Below are 19,168 nucleotides of genomic sequence, written 5' to 3' on the forward strand. Positions count from 1 at the left end.
AAAACCCCTTCCCTTTTCAAAAAAAAACGGTATCATTACGCCTCTTAAATGTAACCCTACATTTAAGTTTGTTTCCAACCTATCCTATCTTGGGACAAATAGGGTAAAAACAAAAAAGCTGAAACGCTTTTTTTAATAAGTAGCGAGTCAAATGCCCCAAGGCACCGAGTCTTTCAGGATTCGAGAGCTTAGGCTTCCCCCGCAAGGCACCCGACTTATTTTTTTCACCTCTTTTAGAAGGTTTATTTCAATGACAATTAAAACTCCTATTCAAGCAGTTCTTGCTTCAAACCAATACTTTTTAGATCGCCAAGATGCAATGGAATCAAACGTGCGTAGTTATCCGCGTAAATTGCCGTTTGCTTACCAAAAAGCACAAGGTGTTTGGGTAACTGATGTTGAAGGCAATGAATACCTCGATTTTTTAGCAGGTGCAGGAACGCTTGCATTAGGGCATAACCACCCTAAATTAATCCAAGCGATTAAAGATGTTTTAGACAGTGGTTTACCTTTACACTCTTTAGATATTACTACGCCATTAAAAGATGCTTTCACTGAAGAATTACTTTCATTTTTCCCGAAAGATCAATATATCCTTCAATTCACAGGCCCAACTGGGGCTGATGCGAATGAAGCTGCGATTAAATTAGCAAAAACCTTCACAGGTCGTGGCAACGTAATTGCATTCTCAGGCGGTTTCCACGGAATGACTCACGGTGCGTTATCTTTAACTGGGAACTTAAGTGCGAAAAATGCGGTGCAAGGCTTAATGCCTGGTGTACAATTTATGCCTTATCCACACGAATACCGTTGTCCGTTCGGCATTGGTGGCGAAGCAGGTGCGAAAGCGGTTGAGCATTACTTTGAGAATTTCATCGAAGATGTTGAAAGCGGTGTGGTAAAACCAGCTGCAGTCATTCTAGAAGCGATCCAAGGCGAGGGCGGCGTGGTGCCGGCTCCGATCAGCTTCTTACAAAAAGTGCGTGAAGTGACCCAAAAACACGGTATTTTAATGATTGTTGATGAAGTTCAAGCAGGCTTCTGCCGTTCAGGCAAAATGTTCGCCTTTGAACACGCAGGCATTGAACCGGATATCGTGGTAATGTCAAAAGCTATTGGTGGTAGTTTGCCATTAGCGGTATTAGCGATCAAAAAAGAGTTTGATGCGTGGCAGCCGGCAGGACACACAGGCACCTTCCGTGGTAACCAATTAGCAATGGCGACAGGCTATGTTTCTCTCAAAATTATGCGTGAAGAAAACCTAGCTCAAAATGCGAAAGAGCGTGGTGAGTACTTAACTAAAGCCCTAACTGAATTAAGCCAAGAGTTCCCATGTATCGGTAATGTGCGTGGCAAAGGTTTAATGATGGGGATCGACATTGTGGACGAACGCCAACCAAAAGACGCAACAGGAGCTTACCCGCGTGATTGTGACTTAGCGGTAGCTATTCAGAAATATTGTTTCAAAAACCGATTACTACTAGAACGCGGCGGGCGTGGCGGAAACGTGGTACGTGTGCTTTGTGCAGTAAACATCACTCAAGCAGAATGTGAAGAGTTTATTAAACGCTTTAAACAATCAGTCGCTGAAGCTGTGAAAGCAGTACGTGGTTAATTTTTGATAATGCAAGCGGTTAGATTTGCAAAAAAACTGCAAATTTTGACCGCTTGTATTGTAAATGGTTGAGATAATTAAAATGACAAATATTTCCAAACACAGACAATCCTTATTCTGTAGTGATCCAAAATCTATTGCAGATTATGAATCGGCAATGAATAATGCAGTAAAAGCCGTTTCAGATTGGTTGAAAAACGAGAAAATGTACACGGGCGGTTCAATCAAGCAAATGCGTGCTTTGATTGACGGTTTCAAGCCAACCAAAGAGGGCGAGGGAGTGCAAAAATCCCTTGAACATTTGGTGGAGATTTTCCTCAACCCAAGCCTGAAAGTTCACCACCCACACTCGCTGGCTCACTTGCATTGCCCGACAATGGTCACCAGCCAAATTGCAGAAGTGTTGATTAATGCCACCAACCAATCAATGGACTCTTGGGATCAAAGCCCAGCCGGTTCAATTATGGAAGAGCATTTGATCGACTGGCTACGTCAAAAAGTCGGCTACGGTAACGGCACATCAGGCGTGTTCACCTCGGGCGGTACACAATCCAATTTAATGGGCGTGTTGTTGGCTCGTGATTGGGCGATCGCAAACCATTGGAAAAATGAAGATGGCTCGGAATGGTCGGTTCAAGCAGATGGTATTCCGCCAGACGCAATGAAAAAAGTGAAAGTGGTTTGCTCTGAAAATGCTCACTTCTCGGTGCAAAAAAATATGGCGATGATGGGAATGGGCTTCCAATCGGTTGTTACTGTACCGTCAAATGCGAATGCACAAATGGACGTTGAAGCTCTTGCGAAAACCCTTGCACAATTAAAAGCAGAGGGCAAAATCCCGGCGTGTATCGTTGCCACCGCAGGCACAACGGACGCCGGTGCGATTGATGACTTAAAAGCCATTCGCAAATTAGCCGATGAATACAAAGCTTGGGTTCACGTTGATGCAGCGTGGGGCGGAGCGTTATTATTATCGAAAGATTTCCGTCATTTCCTTGATGGTATTGAACTAACCGATTCGATCACCCTTGATTTCCACAAGCATTTCTTCCAATCGATTTCGTGCGGTGCTTTCTTGCTAAAAGACGAAGCGAACTACCGTTTCATCGACTATAAAGCGGACTACCTCAACTCGGAATATGACGAAGAGCACGGCGTACCAAACTTGGTGGCGAAATCGCTACAAACCACTCGCCGTTTTGATGCGTTGAAACTCTGGTTTACGGTGGAAGCTTTAGGTGAAGATCTATACGCCTCAATGATCGATCACGGCGTTTACCTCTCCAAAGAAGTGGAAGCCTACATCAACTCAACGAAAGGCTTGGAAATGCTCGTGCCGGCACAATTTGCTTCGGTGTTATTCCGTGTCGTGCCGGAAGGTTACCCGGCAGAGTTGGTGGATACCTTAAACCAAAACGTGGCGGACGAACTCTTTGCTCGTGGTGAGGCGAATATTGGTGTAACGAAAGTTGGTAATAATCAATCACTAAAAATGACCACTCTAAGCCCGATTGCAACGCTTGAAAACGTCAAAGCGTTGTTAGGACAAGTGCTGGCAGAGGCAGAACGCATTAAAGATGCTATTGCCAATGGCACTTACGTTCCGCCGCTTGATTAGTTTTAAATGAGAGAAGCGGTTGGATTTGTAAATTTTTTTGCAAATCTAACCGCTTGTTTATTTCAATATTTCCCTACAAGATTGCTCAACTTCTTGCAAGATCGCAACATAATCGGTCTCTTTTAGCCCTACATTGCCGAAATAGTGCATTCTGACATCATCAATACCGCAGAACTCAAATAAACCTTTGCCAAGGGTGTGATCAAACGCCTGTAAATACCCTTTTCTTTCATATTTTTCGTTGGAATTGCCGATAGTGATAAACTGTTGCATTTTCTTGCCAGTGAGTAGCCCGATGCTTTCAGGTTCTCCGTTGCAGTAGGCGAAATCATAGCTTAATACACGGTCTAAATAACCTTTCAAAATCGCCGGAAAACCCATCCACCAAAGGGGATAAATCAGCGTAATCACATCGGCTTCCCTCCAATATTGATGTTCTACTGCAATATCAGGAACGTATTCTTGAGAAAGGGTTTGAGTAAATTCTTTCCAAGTCAAAACGGAGTCAAAATTCAGCTGATAGAGATTTCGTACCATCACATTATGTGGTGAGGCTTCAATCGCTTTTTCTAAAATGGCGTGGTTAAAACTCTGATTTGAGGGATGAGCGTAGATAATAAGATGTTTCATCATTTCTTACCTTTTATCTTTTGCATAGCTAATAGAGGATTTTAGTGAAAATTTCTTTGATGGAAATCAATGTTTTGATGAATACTTAAGCAAATACCCCATTTGAGGAATGAACGATAGCCGGTGAACATTGGATAATTTAGTCTATGATAGTGGTATTAAAAATGGTGTTTTCTTGACCAATAATCCTAATCAATCACTTCCTCGCCGTAGCTTTTTACGAGGGCAGTTTTTAGATTCACTAAAAAGCGAAAAAGTCAGTCGGCAAGGGTATGAGGTAATTCGTCCGCCTTGGGCTAATTTAGCAAATTTTTTAGAAAAATGCACCGCTTGTGATAACTGCATTAAGGTTTGTGAAACAAGCATTATTGTGAAAGGAGCTGGCGGTTATCCTGAGATTGATTTCAGCAAAGGCGAATGTACATTCTGTGAAAAGTGCGTGCAATCTTGCGAAGCTGATGTGTTTCGAGACGTTTCAGAACAGGCTTGGAATCACAAAATTGAAATTCAAGATAGTTGTTTATTGAAACGGGGAACAGAATGCCGAAGCTGTGGCGACAGCTGTGAAATGCGAGTGTTCCGCTTTCGCCCGAGTTTAGGCGGTATCGCCCAAATGATATTAGATTTAGAAAGCTGTAACGGCTGTGGAGCTTGTTTGAGTGTTTGCCCGACAAGTGCCATCCATATTCAACAAGTAAATGAAGTATGAGTGAAAAATTATCTGAAAACGAAAACTGGTATGTATGCAGCCTTGTGGTGCAAGCAAAACCGGAAAAATTGGAAGACGTTAAAGCCGATATTCTAAATATTCCGTATACCGAAATTCACGGAGAAAAACCGGAAGAAGGCAAATTAGTGGTAACGATCGAAAGTGATGTGCATTTAGCCCTTTCCGATCGTATCGATCAAGTAAGAGATATTAAAGGTGTGATTGTGGTCTCTTTAATCTCAAACTATATCGATGAACAGTAATAGTTATTTTTGAAGCAAACGTGGGACAGTATTATGGAACTCAATCGTAGAGATTTTATGAAAGCGAATGCAGCGTTGGCTGCAGCCGCTGCGGCAGGAATGACCATTCCTGTTAAGAATGTGATGGCGGATGATACCGGCATTCGTTGGGATAAAGCCCCTTGCCGTTATTGTGGTACAGGCTGTAGCGTGCTTGTGGGTACGAAAGACGGCAAAGTGGTAGCAACGCAGGGTGACCCAGATGCAGAAGTAAACCGTGGTTTAAACTGTATCAAAGGTTATTTCTTATCGAAAATGATGTACGGTGCAGACCGTATGCAAGAGCCGATGCTTCGTATGAAGGATGGCAAATTCGATAAGAATGGCGATTTTACTCCAGTTTCTTGGGAACAAGCATTTACGGTAATGTCAGATAAAATCAAAGCTATCATTAAAAGTGATGGTCCGAATGCAGTAGGTATGTTCTCATCAGGTCAAACAACTATTTTTGAAGGTTATGCAAAAGTGAAACTTTGGAAAGGTGGTTTCCGTTCTAATACCATTGACCCGAACGCACGCCACTGTATGGCATCAGCTGCGGTTGCCTTTATGCGTACCTTCGGTATGGACGAGCCGATGGGCTGCTATAACGATATCGAAAAAACCGATGCATTTGTGCTTTGGGGCTCAAATATGGCAGAAATGCACCCAATTTTATGGAGCCGCTTATCTGATCGTCGCCTATCAAATGACAATGTGCGTGTTGTGGTAATGTCCACTTACGAGCACCGTTCATTTGAGTTAGCAGATACACCAATTATCTTTAAACCGCATTCAGACTTAGCAATCCTAAACTACATTGCTAACTACATTATTGAAAACGATAAAGTAAATTGGGATTTCGTAAACAAACACACCAAATTTAAACGTGGTGAAACCAATATCGGTTACGGTTTACGTCCTGAACATAAATTACAGCAAAATACGAATGCTAAAACTGCGGGTAAAATGTATGACAGTGATTTTGAAGAATTTAAGAAAATCGTTGCACCATATACATTAGACGAAGCTCACCGTATTTCGGGTGTGCCGAAAGAGCAGTTACAAGCCTTAGCAGAAATGTATGCTGATCCAAACAGAAAAATTGTTTCATTCTGGACAATGGGCTTCAACCAGCACACTCGTGGTGTGTGGGTAAACCATATGATGTACAACGTACACTTATTAACAGGTAAAATTTCATTAGAAGGCTGTGGACCATTCTCTCTAACAGGTCAGCCATCAGCTTGTGGTACAGCTCGTGAAGTAGGTACATTTATCCATCGTTTACCAGCAGATATGGTGGTAACAAACCCTAAACATCGTGAAATTGTTGAGAAAGCGTGGAAATTGCCGGCAGGTGCAATTCCGGATGTGCCGGGCTATCACGCTACTGCACAAAGCCGTGCATTAAAAGATGGCAAAATGAAATTCTTATGGCAGATGTGTACGAACAATATGCAGGGTGGTCCAAATATCAATGAAGAGATCTTCCCGGGCTGGCGTAATCCTGAAACCTTTATTGTGGTTTCAGATCCGTACCCATCAGTTTCAGCCGTTGCGGCAGACCTAATTCTTCCAACCTGTATGTGGGTAGAAAAAGAAGGTGCTTACGGTAATGCAGAACGCCGCACCCAATTCTGGCGTCAGCAAGTGAAAGGACCGGCAAATGCACGTTCTGATACTTGGCAACTTGTAGAATTCTCTAAATATTTCAAAGTAGAAGAAGTATGGCCGGAAGAGTTACTTGCTAAAGCCCCTGAATTACGTGGCAAAACGTTATACGAAATCCTTTACACCAACGGTAAAGTAGATAGCTACCAAGTGCCAACCAATATTCCGGGCTATATGAATGACGAAGCGGAACACTTTGGTTATTACATTCAAAAAGGGTTATTTGAAGAGTACGCTCAATTTGGACGCGGACACGGACACGACTTAGCAGATTTCGATACCTATCACAAAGTGCGTGGTTTACGTTGGCCTGTAGTGAAAGACGAAAAAACAGGCGAATACAAAGAAACCCTATGGCGTTACCGTGAAGGTTACGATCCGTATGTAAAAGCAGGCGAAGGCGTTAACTTCTATGGTCAGCCGGATGGTAAAGCAGTGATTTTAGGTGTGCCTTATGAAGCCCCTGCTGAAGCACCAGATGAAGAATACGATTTATGGTTCTGTACTGGCCGTGTTCTTGAGCACTGGCACACAGGTACAATGACACGTCGTGTTCCTGAGTTACACAAAGCGTTCCCAACCAACTTGGTTTGGATGCACCCGAACGATGCAAAAAAACGTGGCTTACGTCACGGTGACAAAGTGAAAGTGATTTCACGCCGTGGGGAATATGTGTCGAACTTGGATACTCGTGGACGTAATAAATGTCCGGAAGGCTTGATTTACTCGACCTTCTTCGATGCGGGTCAGTTAATTAACAAAGTAACTCTTGATGCAACAGACCCAATTTCATTTGAGACCGACTTCAAAAAATGTGCGGTTAAAGTGGTAAAAGCCTAATTAGATAGTTTGGAGGTAGAGCCTATCTCCTTCTGAATCATACTATTTAATGACAAGCGGTTAAATTGGCAAAATTTTTTGTAAAAATGACCGCTTGTATAAGAGGAAACCATAATGAAAATGGATCCAAATCGCCGTCAGTTTTTAAAAAATGCAACCCGAACCGCCGCAGGCGTTTGTGGTGTGGGGGTGATTTTAGGGTTGCAGCAGCAACAAAGTTTTGCCCGCCAAGGCGTGGCATTACGTCCGCCGGGTGCGTTACCCGAGCAGGATTTCTTAAGTGCCTGCACCCGCTGCGGACAATGCGTTCAGGCTTGCCCTTATGATATGTTGCATTTGGCGTCACTGATTTCCCCTGTGGAGGCTGGTACACCTTATTTCGTTGCACGTGATAAACCATGCGAAATGTGCGTAGATATTCCGTGTATGAACGCTTGCCCAACCGGAGCGTTAAGTGAAGAGCTGAAAGATATTGACGATGCCCGAATGGGTTTGGCCGTATTGCTAGATCACGAAACTTGCTTGAACTGGCAAGGTTTGCGTTGTGATGTGTGCTATCGAGTTTGTCCTTTAATTGATAAAGCGATTACACTTGAAAAAATACATAACGACAGAACCTCCATCCACGCAAAATTAATTCCAACCGTGCATTCTGATGCTTGCACAGGTTGTGGCAAATGTGAACAGGCTTGCGTATTAGAAGAAGCGGCTATTAAAGTATTACCGATGGATTTAGCGAAAGGGTTGCTTGGTCGCCATTATCGTTTAGGCTGGCAAGAAAAACAAAATGCGGGTAAATCTTTGATTGAAGATGTACATCCAGACGGTTTACGCCCAGCTTACGATGCGAGAATGCCGGAAGGTTTACACGAGCCGGTTTATCAACATATGGAGGTCAAGCCGGGTGCAAGAGTTGCAACACCAAGCCGTGCAACACAAAATTATGTGCCGAACTCAACCACGGTTGAAGCACCCGAACATTTCCCTGACTTAGACTTAAATCTGAAGGGGGTGAAATAATGGCAGCAAATTCGCCTAAACACGCAGGCTTGGAAGCCCGCCAAAAATTGGGCTTTTGGCACGCAAACCGCTTTCTGATTTTAAGACGATTAAGTCAGCTCAGCATTATTTTAATGTTCTTAAGCGGTCCAATTTGGAACGTCTGGATTTTAAAAGGCAACTACAGTGGCAGTTTATTGCTCGACACTGTGCCGATGACCGATCCGCTAATGACTGCACAAGTGCTGGCAACAGGATATCAACCTGAATGGACGGTGCTGATTGGAGCATTAATTATTGTTGCATTCTATGCGATTGTCGGTAGCAAGCTATTTTGTAGCTGGGTTTGCCCGATGAATATAGTAACTGATTCGGCTGCTTGGCTAAGACGCAAATTAGGTATTCGCCAAAGTGCAAAATTACCACGCGGTTTACGCTATATCATTTTAGCAGTGATTTTAATCGGTAGTGCGATTTCCGGCACGCTATTATGGGAGTGGATTAACCCTGTCGCAGCATTAGGTCGAGTATTTGTGTTTGGCTTAGGGGCGACGCTTTGGCTAGTGTTAGTGGTGTTCTTATTCGACTTATTAGTGGTTGAACACGGTTGGTGCGGACACCTTTGCCCGATTGGTGCAACTTATGCGTTAATTGGTGCAAAAAGCCTAATCAAGGTCAAGGTGGTTGATCGTAATCGTTGTGATAATTGTATGGATTGCTATAACGTTTGCCCTGAGCCACAAGTGCTTCGAGTTCCATTACATGGCAAACCGGAAGATAGCACTGTTATTTTATCGAAAGATTGTATTACCTGCGGACGTTGTATTGACGTTTGTGCCGAAAAAGTTTTTGCCTTTGGAACACGTTTTCAAGGCAGTATTGATGTAAAGAATATTTAAATTTAGCTTTGTTTGATAACAAACATTTTAATGGAGTGAACCTCAAATGAGAAAATATCTTGCCCTAATTTTAGCCGCAATGACCGGCTTTGCAATGGCAGAAGCACCGAAGTTGTCAGGCTCTATTGATGATACAACTGAAAGTGTTGCCCCCGGGTTTCATAACCCACAAAAAGATGTAGGAAATATTCCAACCACTTTCCCATTCCAACCACCACTTGTTCCACATAGTATTCGTGGCTTACAAGTGAGTAAAAATGTGAACCAATGTTTGGCGTGCCACGCAGTTGAGCCTTCAAAAGTAACAGGTGCAACACCATTACCTAAGAGCCACTTTACTAACCGTGATGGTAAAGCACTCCAAACTGAATCGCCAAGTCGTTACTTCTGTTTACAATGCCACGTGCAACAAACAAACGTAAACCCGATTGTTCAAAATAAATTTGAGTCTGTACGACAAACGCAAGGTAAATAAGGAGTAAGCAATGATAAGAAGATTTTTTAACTGGTTACGTCGCCCAAGTAGAATGGCAATTGGCTTAGTAATTCTACTTTCTGCATTAGGTGGTATTTTTGCGTGGAGTGGCTTTAATGCCGGGCTTGCTTATACCAATACCGAAGAATTTTGTTCAAGCTGCCATATGAATGATGTTGTGCCTGAATATCGTGCCTCTGCTCACTACTCAAACCGCAGTGGTGTGAAAGCGATTTGTTCAGACTGCCACGTTCCACACGAATTTTTCCCGAAATGGAAACGTAAAATTATTGCAGCTAAAGAAGTATATGCTCACTACACCGGTAAAGTGGATACCAAAGAGAAATTTGAAGCACATCGTGGTGAAATGGCAGCTCGTGAATGGGAGCGTTTGAAAGCGAATAATTCACAAGAGTGTCGTAATTGCCATAACTTTGAAGATATGGATTTTACTCAACAAAAAACAGTGGCACAGCAAATGCACGCATTGGCACAAGAGCAAAATAAAACCTGTATCGACTGCCACAAAGGGATCGCTCACAATCTTCCACATATGGAAGCGGTTCAAAAAGGCTTTATCCCTGATGACTTAATGAAAAAATCAGAAGAGAAAAAATAATACAATTAGAAAAAACAGCCCTCAAATAAAAAATTAGGGCTGTTTTTCAATCAGCTTTATCGAATATTAATTTAATATCCCTTAGCCTCTAAATTTGGTAAAAATTCATTAGAATTTAACCGCTTGACGACAGTTTCTAACTCACCATTTTCATATAAATAAAATTCACGCCAACCTTGAGGAAGTATATCTAACGTAAATTCGTCGCAATTCGGTTTAAACTGAATACAAGTAGAAGGGGTCGCAAAAATAGGAATTCCTTGCCAATGAGCATCTACTTGTTGATGAATATGTCCGTGAATAATTGCTCTTACCTTATCAAATTTTGATAAAACTTTCTCAAGCTCTTTTGCATTTTTTAAACTATGCTGATCTAGCCAAGCAGAATTTGTAGGCAGGATATTATGATGCTGAACAATAAGACTAAAATGTTCTGGATATTCAGCTAATTTTGATTCCAGCCAATTAAGTTGGGATTCAGTTAACTCACCATAAGCTTGGCCTGTAACATGAGTATTCAGCATTAAAATTTGCCAATGTTCGCCGACTAAAATATGCTTATGCGGCATAACATGAGAATAAGCAGATAATATCTCATTCATTTCAGTTGGAGAGTCGTGATTCCCCTCAAGCCAAAAAATAGGAAGGTTTAGCGCTTTAGTGATTTTAGCAAAATGTTCATAACCTTGAATTTGATGATCTTGAATTAGATCACCTGTAGCAAGGATAAGATCAAAGCTGTCGCCAGCTCTAATTATTTGCTTTTTTATTTGCTGAATAACCTCTTTAAAACTTGCGAGGGTATCGACACCAAGCAATTTATCTTCAGGATTAGAAAATAAATGGGGATCGGTAATTTGTAATAACCGAATTACTCCTCTTTTATCTATTTTTAAACACTCTCTCATTGATGAAACTACCATTCTAATTTTTATTAATTTTAATTAAGGAAATTGTAACAGTAACTGAAAATGAAAAATGTGGGATATGCCACATTTTTGAAAAAAAGTGGATGAAATGTATTAAAAACCTAAGTATTCCTTTCCATAGATACATTATTGAGAATTGTTTTTATTGACTAATTTTTATGGAAAGATACAATTCTCTCACTTATTTCTTTTCGGGGTTCTTATGAAAAAATCACTAGTAAACAGTTTATTTGCTGCCACATTGCTAGCATTTGGTACAAGTGCTCATTCTGAAATCAAAACTATTACTGATATTTTAGGGCGTGAAGTGAAAGTTGATGTGCCTGCTAAACGCGTTGCCCTAACTTTTTATTACCCTGACTACATTGCAGTTACTGGTGCAGAAAATTTTTCAAATGTAGTAGGGATTTCCCGTGAGTTTTGGGAAAAATTTAACCCAGGTAGTTGGGCGTTATTTGCGGAAAAACTCCCTAATTTGAAAGATATTGCTGATATTGGTTATGTGAATAGTGGCACTTTCTCAACAGAAAAAACTATTGCATTAAAGCCTGATGTGTTAGTGTTACCTGAGATTCAATATCAAGCACTAGCTAGTGAAATTCCTCGACTTGAGCAAGCAGGGATTCCAATTGTAGTAGTAGATTTTAATGCACAAACCGTTGAAAATCATACTAAAAGTGTGAAAATTTTTGGTCAGCTTGCTGGTACCGAAGAGAGGGCAGATAAAGTTGCCAAAGAGTATGAAGAGGGCATCGCGGATATTCAAAAACGGATTGATAATGCAAAATTAGCAAAACCAAAGCTTTATGTGGAGTTTGGTAATAAAGGTCCTAAAGAGCATAGTTTTACTTTTGGTAAAAATATGTGGGGAGCGATTGCCGAGACTGTACGAGGCGATAATATTAGTGCTCCGTTTGTAGAAAACTGGGGGCAAATTAATCCTGAACAGGTGTTGGTCTCTAAACCTGATGTGATTATGATTTCAGGTACGGAATTAGGTAATGACACAAATGCAGATGTTATGTCGATGGGGATCAACATTGAGGAAGCAGATGCTCAAAAACGCTTGAAAGGTTTTATGGAACGGACGGGTTGGAAAGATTTACCGGCAGTGAAATCGGGTCAGGTTTATGGTTTGTATCACACAGCTTCTCGTTCGATTTCAGATTTAGCCAGCTCACAATTTATGGCGAAAGCTCTTTATCCTGAGTTGTTTAACGATATCGATCCTGAAAAAACGTACTTAGATTTCCACAAAAACTATTTACCGATTACGCCAAAAGGCACATTCTTTATTCAGTTGAAATAGAGCCCAGATAGCAAGCGGTCATTTTGCAGATTTATTTTGCAAAATGACCGCTTGTATTTTACTATTTGCGGTTCAAGCAGCAATCTATGTTCAAACATTTCCTTAATGGACGGATGATTGGTGAACCGTTGCCATCATATAAAATCTCAATATTAACATTATATAGCCGTCTAATCAGATCACATTCTAATACATCGCAAGCTCTACCTTGTGCTTGAATTTTGCCTTCGCTTAACAAAACCACACTATCGGAAAATTGTGCGGCAAGACTTAAATCGTGTAGCACCATAACTGTAATTAAATCATTCGCCCTTGTATAGGCGTTTACATATTCAAGTAGGTTGATTTGGTGATACATATCCAATGCACTGACAGGCTCATCAAGCAGGAGAATATGAGGTTTTCGTAGCAACACTTGGGCAAACATCACCATTTGGCGTTGCCCACCACTTAAACGCATAATATCTTTGTGCGCTAAATGTACGATTCCTAATTTTTCCATAATCTCTACCGCCTCATTTAAAATTTCATCACTGACATACATATTCAGGAAATCAACTTGACCGAGTAGGATTACCTCTAAAGCACTTAATGATGCTTCAACCTGAGTGTCCTGTGGCATATAGCCGATTTTCTTACGCCAGTTGCTTAAATGGTTAGGTGTTAATATTTTGCTATCAAAATCAATACATCCTTGATAAGAAATTTCACCAAATAACGTTTTCAGTAGAGAAGATTTTCCAGCGCCATTTGGGCCAAGCAAAGTATAGACTTTTCCTCGTTCAAAATTCAGATTGATTTTATCGGCAACCACTAAATTCCCACGCTTAATGGTGACTTCATTCAAGTTGAGCATAGAAAATCCTTACCGTTTAGCTAATACAATCCAGAAAAAGAACGGCACACCAACAAGTGCAGTGATAATACCTACGGGGAATAATGCACCTGGTACGAGGCTTTTTGAGAGCACTGATGACATAGACAAAAATGCAGCCCCGACTAACATTGAACCTGGGAGGAAAAAGCGTTGATCTTCTCCTACTAATAATCGGGCAATATGCGGAGCCACCAAGCCGATAAAGCCAATAATTCCCACAAAGCTAATACAGGTTGCGGTCATCACGGAAACAATCAGCAAGGTTTTCATTCTTAACCAAGAGAGATTAATACCAAGACTTAATGCTCGGGCCTCCCCTAAGCGTAGTGCTGTAAGTTTCCATGCATCTTTGAGTAACAATAAAATACTCACTGAGGTTACACCTGCGGCAATGGAAATGGTCTGCCAAGTAGCCTTGGTTAAATTACCAAATAACCAAAACAGGATTTGTTGAGAAATTTCAGGAGCCGATATAAATTGAATGAGAGAGAGAAGTGATTGAAATAAGAATAGCAATGCAATCCCGACTAACACTAACATTGCCGAACTAAAACGGCGTAGTGAAGCAAAAGCAAATAAAATGGCAGAGGAAAGCAATGTCATTGCAAAGGCACCAATAGGCACAGCAATTTCCATCGGTAATCCAAATCCACCAAAAGCAATCACAATAGATGCTCCTAAACCAGCTGCTGCGGCTAAGCCAAGTGTATAAGGGCTTGCCATAGGATTATTAAGTAACGTTTGAATTTCAGCACCTCCAACCCCGAGAGCAGCCCCTACCACCAATGCCATCATTGCCATCGGTAGCCGTAATTGGTGAACAATCACCTTAGTGGTTTCATCCACGTCACCTAATTGAAACAACGCTTGCCAAACATCAGCAAAAGGCAGTAGAGAAGGCCCGGTCATGATGTCAAAAATCAAGCTAAGTATGCAAACAACAAAGAAAAGAAACAATAAAAAAGCGCGCTTCTTTTCGATAGCGCGTTGTTTTTGAGCAATTTTTTGAGGGGAAAGTGTAGCTGACATAAATCTAATTTTTGAGAATTATTATCAGCTAGAATAAAAGAAAAAGTGGATAAATTCAAATTTTAGTTTATAAGCGGTCATATTTTTTATGCAAATGGAACCAAATTGAGGCTATTCTTAGTTCTATTTGATTTTTATCAACTCATTTTCCACCTCTAAACGGTAAGATACGATTTATTATATTATGTTAAGGAGACACTATGGGGTCAGAGCTATTAAAAACTCTATTATTATCAGGATTTGTTTTGCCTTTACTGATGGCATTCTTTGTCGGGGCTTATGGTTTTATTGTATGGATGCTACAACTATTTGTAATCGGTTTGCCGACAGGTTAAGGAGAGAGCATGTTTGGCGCAGTTAAAAATTTATTTACTAAGCCTTCTACTAAAGTTGGCTTAGGCATCTTAGTTAGTATAGGTTTTATTGCAGGTGCTATCAGTTGGCAGCAATTTAATAATGCGTTGGATCACACCAGTACCGAAGAATTTTGTGTGAGCTGTCATTCAATGCAAAAACCGTTGGAAGAGTTGAAACAAACTGCTCATTGGTCTAATAAGAGTGGGGTTACGGCGACCTGTTCCAATTGCCATTTACCGCACGATTATACTTATAAAATTGCCCGTAAAGTGCAAGCGATCCGTGAAGTGTGGGCGGAGTTTTCAGGCAAATATAAAACCGAAGAAGACTTTGAAAAACACCGCCAAGAAATGGCAGAACGTGAGTGGGCAAGATTTGCGGCGAATGGTTCAAAAGAATGTAAAGCCTGCCACAGCTATGAAAAGATGAATTTCGACAAAATGTCTGATGCAGCTCGTAAAGCGATGATACCGGCTGCGGAGAAAGATCAAAGCTGTATGGACTGTCACAAAGGTATTGCTCACCACTTACCAAAAGTAGATGAAAATGCGGTGAAATCGAAATTCGATCAGTTTGTCAATAAATCACCAAGTCAAGGTAACGCTTACCATACCAAGGGTAATGTCGATCTCTTCTTAGATGAAGGATTAAGCCAACATATCGGGAATTTAGAAACGGCTGTGCCAGTGGCTTATGTGAAATCGAGCAAAAATGCCGATTTGGTTGAGCTGACAATGTGGCGTAAAGATAAGGGTTTCGGACGAATTTGGTATCATGATTTCGGAAAAAACATCACCGATGCGGTATTAAGCAAAGAATTTATGTCAGCTGATCCGAAATTTGAAGTGTTGGAAACTAAAGAAGATCCGATCACAGGTTTGAACTGGCAGAAAGTGAAACTGCAAGCGTGGGTCGCAAAATCACAGTTGCTTGATGAAGTTACACCAATTTGGGCAAATGCGGAAAGCCAATATAAAATGCAATGTAGTACTTGCCATAGACAGCCTGATATTGCCCATTTTGATTCAAATAGTTGGATTGGCTTATTTAATGGAATGGTTGGGTTTACCAATATGGATAAGCAGACCAGCAAAGAAGTGTTGCGTTACCTACAAATGCACGCATCTGATAGCGAAGGGGCAAAACATTAAAGTATGGATGCGCTGAGTGCATCCATACATATAAATCAAAAGGAACAAGCGGTCAAAATCCGCCAATATTTTACAAATAATAAGGATAATATATGCAACAATCTCGCCGTCAATTTTTAAAGAATATTTCAGTGATGGCAGCGGCTATCACGATGCCGAATTTCCTTGTACCTCGCAATGTATTCGCGAATGAAAATATCAGTGAATGGAAAATTTCGGGTTCTCACTGGGGCGCAATGCGTGCCAGAATTGAGAATGGTCGAGTCGCAGAAATCAAGCCGTTTGAGTTTGATAAACACCCAACCGAAATGCTGAAAGGCATTAAGGGCTTAATTTACAGTGAATCCCGTATCCGTTACCCAATGGTGCGTTTAGATTGGTTGAAAAAGCGCCACAACAGCAATACTGCTCAACGAGGCGATAATCGCTTTGTACGTGTTACTTGGGATGAAGCGTTGGACTTATTCTATGAAGAATTAGAACGAGTGCAGAAAGAGTATGGTCCTTGGGCATTACATACTGCCAATGTTGGTTGGCGTTCTACAGGGCAGTTCCATAGCTGCGGAAATCATATGATTCGAGCAATCGGTATGCATGGTGGCAGTGTTGGCACGGCGGGTGACTACTCAACAGGGGCAGGGCAAACGATTCTGCCGTATGTGTTAGGTTCAACTGAGGTTTATTCGCAAGGTACTTCATGGGAGGTAATTTTAAAAGAGAGTGAGAACATCATTTTCTGGGCAAGCGATCCAGTGAAAAATCTACAAGTAGGCTGGAACTGTGAAACCCACGAGGCTTATGCTTACTTAGATAAACTGAAAGAGAAAGTGATGGCAAAAGGCGTGAATGTAATTTGCGTTGACCCAGTGAAAAGCAAAACCCAGAATTTCTTAGGATGTGAACAGCAGTACATCAACCCACAAACCGATGTACCGTTTATGTTGGCATTGGCTTACACGCTCTATACCGAAAACTTGTACGATAAAAAATTTATTGATATGTACACCGTCGGTTTTGAGAAATTCCTGCCATATCTGTTAGGTGAAAGCGAAGATAAAGTAGCGAAAACACCAGAATGGGCAGCGGAAATCTGTGGCATTTCTGCAGACCGCATTCGTGAGTTTGCCAGAATGTTAGCGGGCAAACGTACTCAGTTAATTTTCGGTTGGGCAATTCAACGCCAACAACACGGCGAACAACCTTACTGGATGGGGGCTGTGTTAGCCTCAATGCTAGGACAAATTGGTTTGGCGGGCGGGGGCATTAGTTATGCTCACCATTACAGCTCTATCGGTATTCCTGAGTCAGGGGCGGCAATGCCAGGGGCATTCCCTCTGAACCTTGATGAAGGGCAAACTCCAAAATATACCAATAAAGATTATAAAGGTTATAGCGACACAATCCCTGTTGCACGAATGACAGATAGCCTGTTATACGCTGGTGAAACCATTGATTACAACGGTAAAAAAGTTACTTATGCACCGTTTAAAATGGCAGTTTTCACTGGTTGTAACCAGTGGCACCGCCATTCTGAACGTAATAAAATGAAACAGGCATTCCAAAAATTAGAAACTATTGTGTCTATCAATTACAGTTGGACAGCTACCTGCCGTTTTTCAGACATTGTGCTACCAGCTTGTACTCCTTTTGAGCGAAATGACATTGATGCCTACGGCTCATACAGTAACCGAGGCGTCATTGCGATGCACAAATTGGTTGATCCACTGTATGATTCCCGTCCAGACTTTGAGATCTTCCGTGACCTCTGTCGCCGTTTCGGTAAAGACAAAGAGTACAGTCGTGGAATGGACGAAATGCAATGGGTGGAACAGCTCTATAAAGATTGTCGTCGTGAGAACAAAGGTAAATTTGATATGCCTGAATTTAACGAGTTCTGGAAAACAGGCTATGTGATGTTCCCAGAAGGTAAACCTTGGGTTCGTCATGCTGATTTTCGTGAAGATCCGGAACTACACGCGCTTGGCACGCCATCAGGTTTTATCGAAATTTACAGTAATAAAATTGCCTCATTTGGTTATGATGACTGTAAAGGTCACCCAATGTGGTTTGAAAAAGCCGAGCGTTCACACGGCGGTAAAAACTCAGATAAATTCCCATTTTGGTTACAATCTGCTCACCCTGATAAACGCTTACACTCACAGCTTTGTGAATCTAAAGAACTGCGTGAAACTTACAGTGTACAAGGGCGTGAACCACTCTACATTAATCCGCAAGATGCCGCTAAACTCGGCATTCAAGACGGCGATTTAGTTCGAGTGTTTAATGACCGAGGGCAGGCTATTGTTGGGGCAGTGTTTTCTGATAACTTTCCAACGGGTGTGGTGCGTTTGCAAGAAGGAGCGTGGTATTCACCTCTTGATGAAGGTATTGGGGCAATTGATACTTACGGTGACCCGAACACGATGACACTTGATATTGGCTCATCTAAACTGGCACAAGCTGTTTCTGCCAACACCTGCTTGGTAAATATTGAGAAATTTGTCGGTACAGCTCCAGAGCCAAATGGCTTCAAAGGTGCGATTGAGGTGATGCTTTAATGCAGCAAACAGACAAATTAAGCCGTGAAGAACGCCGATTTATTTACGGCTGGTTCAATGCAATGCTCGCCCGAGAACTCTCGGACGAGCAGTTAAGTTCCCTACAAGCGGGCAAATTTGATGATTTTTTTGCATTTCTTGCCGAACTGGGCTTTGGGCTGGAAATTGCAAAATTTCAAGCCGAATTGGCCGCTTCCAGCCAATTAGAATTTCCCCGCTTAGAACTGGCAGCCGATTTCGCCCAGCTATTCTTACTGGAGGGCAGTTTAAGTGCGATCCCTTACGCTTCCGCCTATCTACAAAACGAAGTGTTGGCACAAAACTTGGCGGAAATGGATGCTCTATTAGCCCGTTTTGCCTTGCAGATAAACCGAGAAAGTAAAGAACCAAGCGACCATATTTGTGTTTATTTAAGCGTGTTGGATAAACTGTTAGAACAAGGGGCGGAGGCGGAAATTAAAGCCTTTCTTGAACAGCAACTTAATAGTTGGTTGCCGATATGGGCAGAAAAAGCTGTTGAGATTAAAAGCCAAACGTTATTGTATCAGAGTTTAGTTAGATTGCTTGAAAAGTTTGTACGGTTTGATGTATGAACTAAT

At 41.6% G+C, this 19,168-nt stretch carries 18 protein-coding genes; 14 read left to right on the forward strand and 4 right to left on the reverse strand.

Annotated features, from left to right (window positions below):
• Window positions 1-250 precede the first annotated feature (250 nt).
• The gene (locus tag A6B40_RS07600) at window positions 251-1,615 is read left to right on the forward strand and encodes a diaminobutyrate--2-oxoglutarate transaminase (protein WP_025216514.1); all 1,365 of its coding nucleotides are present in this window, start codon (window positions 251-253) and stop codon (window positions 1,613-1,615) included.
• Window positions 1,616-1,697: 82 nt separating this feature from the next.
• A complete protein-coding gene (ddc, locus tag A6B40_RS07605; protein WP_176672030.1) occupies window positions 1,698-3,233 on the forward strand; it encodes an L-2,4-diaminobutyrate decarboxylase in 1,536 nt (511 codons plus the stop codon).
• 57 nt (window positions 3,234-3,290) lie between these two features.
• On the opposite strand, the gene A6B40_RS07610 is transcribed toward ddc, so the two are convergent.
• The gene (locus tag A6B40_RS07610) at window positions 3,291-3,863 is read right to left on the reverse strand and encodes an NAD(P)H-dependent oxidoreductase (protein ID WP_176672332.1); all 573 of its coding nucleotides are present in this window, start codon (window positions 3,861-3,863) and stop codon (window positions 3,291-3,293) included.
• A 175-nt stretch (window positions 3,864-4,038) separates the two neighbouring features.
• Here A6B40_RS07610 and napF point away from each other — a divergent pair, with 175 nt between their 5' ends.
• The 7 genes from napF (at window position 4,039) to A6B40_RS07645 (ending at window position 10,359) form a co-directional block, all read left to right on the forward strand.
• A complete protein-coding gene (gene napF, locus A6B40_RS07615) occupies window positions 4,039-4,572 on the forward strand; it encodes a ferredoxin-type protein NapF (RefSeq protein WP_176672333.1) in 534 nt (177 codons plus the stop codon).
• Window positions 4,569-4,835: a chaperone NapD gene (locus tag A6B40_RS07620; RefSeq protein WP_025343080.1), complete on the forward strand. Its 267-nt coding sequence runs from the start codon at window positions 4,569-4,571 to the stop codon at window positions 4,833-4,835. Before napF ends, A6B40_RS07620 begins: the two co-directional genes overlap by 4 nt.
• 33 nt (window positions 4,836-4,868) lie before the next feature.
• On the forward strand, window positions 4,869-7,367 hold the full coding sequence (gene napA, locus A6B40_RS07625) for a nitrate reductase catalytic subunit NapA (RefSeq protein ID WP_176672032.1): 2,499 nt from the start codon (window positions 4,869-4,871) through the stop codon (window positions 7,365-7,367).
• Between the two features lie 114 nt (window positions 7,368-7,481).
• On the forward strand, window positions 7,482-8,387 hold the full coding sequence (gene napG / locus A6B40_RS07630; protein ID WP_112110431.1) for a ferredoxin-type protein NapG: 906 nt from the start codon (window positions 7,482-7,484) through the stop codon (window positions 8,385-8,387).
• Entirely contained in the window at window positions 8,387-9,265 is an 879-nt protein-coding gene (gene napH, locus A6B40_RS07635) for a quinol dehydrogenase ferredoxin subunit NapH (RefSeq protein WP_025216521.1), read from the forward strand. The genes napG and napH overlap by 1 nt, the downstream gene beginning before the upstream one ends.
• A gap of 46 nt (window positions 9,266-9,311) precedes the next feature.
• On the forward strand, window positions 9,312-9,740 hold the full coding sequence (locus A6B40_RS07640; protein WP_025236816.1) for a nitrate reductase cytochrome c-type subunit: 429 nt from the start codon (window positions 9,312-9,314) through the stop codon (window positions 9,738-9,740).
• 10 nt (window positions 9,741-9,750) lie between these two features.
• Window positions 9,751-10,359 carry a NapC/NirT family cytochrome c gene (locus A6B40_RS07645; protein ID WP_025216523.1) on the forward strand — a complete coding sequence of 203 codons (609 nt, stop codon included), beginning with the start codon at window positions 9,751-9,753 and terminating at the stop codon, window positions 10,357-10,359.
• Window positions 10,360-10,430: 71 nt separating this feature from the next.
• Here A6B40_RS07645 and cpdA read toward each other — a convergent pair whose 3' ends face one another.
• A complete protein-coding gene (cpdA, locus tag A6B40_RS07650; RefSeq protein ID WP_236966799.1) occupies window positions 10,431-11,282 on the reverse strand; it encodes a 3',5'-cyclic-AMP phosphodiesterase in 852 nt (283 codons plus the stop codon).
• A 208-nt stretch (window positions 11,283-11,490) separates the two neighbouring features.
• Here cpdA and A6B40_RS07655 point away from each other — a divergent pair, with 208 nt between their 5' ends.
• Window positions 11,491-12,597: an ABC transporter substrate-binding protein gene (locus tag A6B40_RS07655; RefSeq protein WP_025247155.1), complete on the forward strand. Its 1,107-nt coding sequence runs from the start codon at window positions 11,491-11,493 to the stop codon at window positions 12,595-12,597.
• A gap of 61 nt (window positions 12,598-12,658) precedes the next feature.
• Here the strand turns inward: A6B40_RS07655 and A6B40_RS07660 are convergent, their stop codons facing one another.
• Window positions 12,659-13,453: an ABC transporter ATP-binding protein gene (locus A6B40_RS07660; RefSeq protein ID WP_176672033.1), complete on the reverse strand. Its 795-nt coding sequence runs from the start codon at window positions 13,451-13,453 to the stop codon at window positions 12,659-12,661.
• 9 nt (window positions 13,454-13,462) lie between these two features.
• A complete protein-coding gene (locus tag A6B40_RS07665) occupies window positions 13,463-14,503 on the reverse strand; it encodes a FecCD family ABC transporter permease (protein ID WP_176672035.1) in 1,041 nt (346 codons plus the stop codon).
• 200 nt (window positions 14,504-14,703) lie between these two features.
• Between A6B40_RS07665 and A6B40_RS07670 the strand changes: the two genes are divergently transcribed.
• The 4 genes from A6B40_RS07670 (at window position 14,704) to torD (ending at window position 19,162) form a co-directional block, all read left to right on the forward strand.
• Window positions 14,704-14,838, forward strand: coding sequence for a nitrate/trimethylamine N-oxide reductase NapE/TorE (locus tag A6B40_RS07670; protein ID WP_025247157.1), 135 nt, complete (start codon window positions 14,704-14,706; stop codon window positions 14,836-14,838).
• Between the two features lie 9 nt (window positions 14,839-14,847).
• Window positions 14,848-16,011: a pentaheme c-type cytochrome TorC gene (torC, locus tag A6B40_RS07675; protein ID WP_025247158.1), complete on the forward strand. Its 1,164-nt coding sequence runs from the start codon at window positions 14,848-14,850 to the stop codon at window positions 16,009-16,011.
• 92 nt (window positions 16,012-16,103) lie between these two features.
• Window positions 16,104-18,569 (forward strand): trimethylamine-N-oxide reductase TorA, encoded by a 2,466-nt coding sequence (torA, locus tag A6B40_RS07680; RefSeq protein WP_176672037.1) that lies wholly within the window; start codon window positions 16,104-16,106, stop codon window positions 18,567-18,569.
• The gene (gene torD, locus A6B40_RS07685) at window positions 18,569-19,162 is read left to right on the forward strand and encodes a molecular chaperone TorD (protein WP_025216531.1); all 594 of its coding nucleotides are present in this window, start codon (window positions 18,569-18,571) and stop codon (window positions 19,160-19,162) included. Before torA ends, torD begins: the two co-directional genes overlap by 1 nt.
• Window positions 19,163-19,168 lie beyond the last annotated feature (6 nt).

This window comes from Mannheimia varigena, assembly GCF_013377235.1.
GTDB classification, from domain to species: Bacteria; Pseudomonadota; Gammaproteobacteria; order Enterobacterales; family Pasteurellaceae; genus Mannheimia; species Mannheimia varigena.

What these genes read in the sequence shown, in the direction of transcription:
- A6B40_RS07600 (WP_025216514.1), top strand. Translation starts at nt 251, where the DNA reads ATGACAATTAAAACTCCTATTCAAGCAGTTCTTGCTTCAAACCAATAC.
- ddc (WP_176672030.1), top strand. Translation starts at nt 1,698, where the DNA reads ATGACAAATATTTCCAAACACAGACAATCCTTATTCTGTAGTGATCCA.
- A6B40_RS07610 (WP_176672332.1), bottom strand. Translation starts at nt 3,863, where the DNA reads ATGAAACATCTTATTATCTACGCTCATCCCTCAAATCAGAGTTTTAAC.
- A6B40_RS07620 (WP_025343080.1), top strand. Translation starts at nt 4,569, where the DNA reads ATGAGTGAAAAATTATCTGAAAACGAAAACTGGTATGTATGCAGCCTT.
- napA (WP_176672032.1), top strand. Translation starts at nt 4,869, where the DNA reads ATGGAACTCAATCGTAGAGATTTTATGAAAGCGAATGCAGCGTTGGCT.
- napG (WP_112110431.1), top strand. Translation starts at nt 7,482, where the DNA reads ATGAAAATGGATCCAAATCGCCGTCAGTTTTTAAAAAATGCAACCCGA.
- napH (WP_025216521.1), top strand. Translation starts at nt 8,387, where the DNA reads ATGGCAGCAAATTCGCCTAAACACGCAGGCTTGGAAGCCCGCCAAAAA.
- A6B40_RS07640 (WP_025236816.1), top strand. Translation starts at nt 9,312, where the DNA reads ATGAGAAAATATCTTGCCCTAATTTTAGCCGCAATGACCGGCTTTGCA.
- A6B40_RS07645 (WP_025216523.1), top strand. Translation starts at nt 9,751, where the DNA reads ATGATAAGAAGATTTTTTAACTGGTTACGTCGCCCAAGTAGAATGGCA.
- cpdA (WP_236966799.1), bottom strand. Translation starts at nt 11,282, where the DNA reads ATGGTAGTTTCATCAATGAGAGAGTGTTTAAAAATAGATAAAAGAGGA.
- A6B40_RS07655 (WP_025247155.1), top strand. Translation starts at nt 11,491, where the DNA reads ATGAAAAAATCACTAGTAAACAGTTTATTTGCTGCCACATTGCTAGCA.
- A6B40_RS07660 (WP_176672033.1), bottom strand. Translation starts at nt 13,453, where the DNA reads ATGCTCAACTTGAATGAAGTCACCATTAAGCGTGGGAATTTAGTGGTT.
- A6B40_RS07665 (WP_176672035.1), bottom strand. Translation starts at nt 14,503, where the DNA reads ATGTCAGCTACACTTTCCCCTCAAAAAATTGCTCAAAAACAACGCGCT.
- A6B40_RS07670 (WP_025247157.1), top strand. Translation starts at nt 14,704, where the DNA reads ATGGGGTCAGAGCTATTAAAAACTCTATTATTATCAGGATTTGTTTTG.
- torC (WP_025247158.1), top strand. Translation starts at nt 14,848, where the DNA reads ATGTTTGGCGCAGTTAAAAATTTATTTACTAAGCCTTCTACTAAAGTT.
- torA (WP_176672037.1), top strand. Translation starts at nt 16,104, where the DNA reads ATGCAACAATCTCGCCGTCAATTTTTAAAGAATATTTCAGTGATGGCA.
- torD (WP_025216531.1), top strand. Translation starts at nt 18,569, where the DNA reads ATGCAGCAAACAGACAAATTAAGCCGTGAAGAACGCCGATTTATTTAC.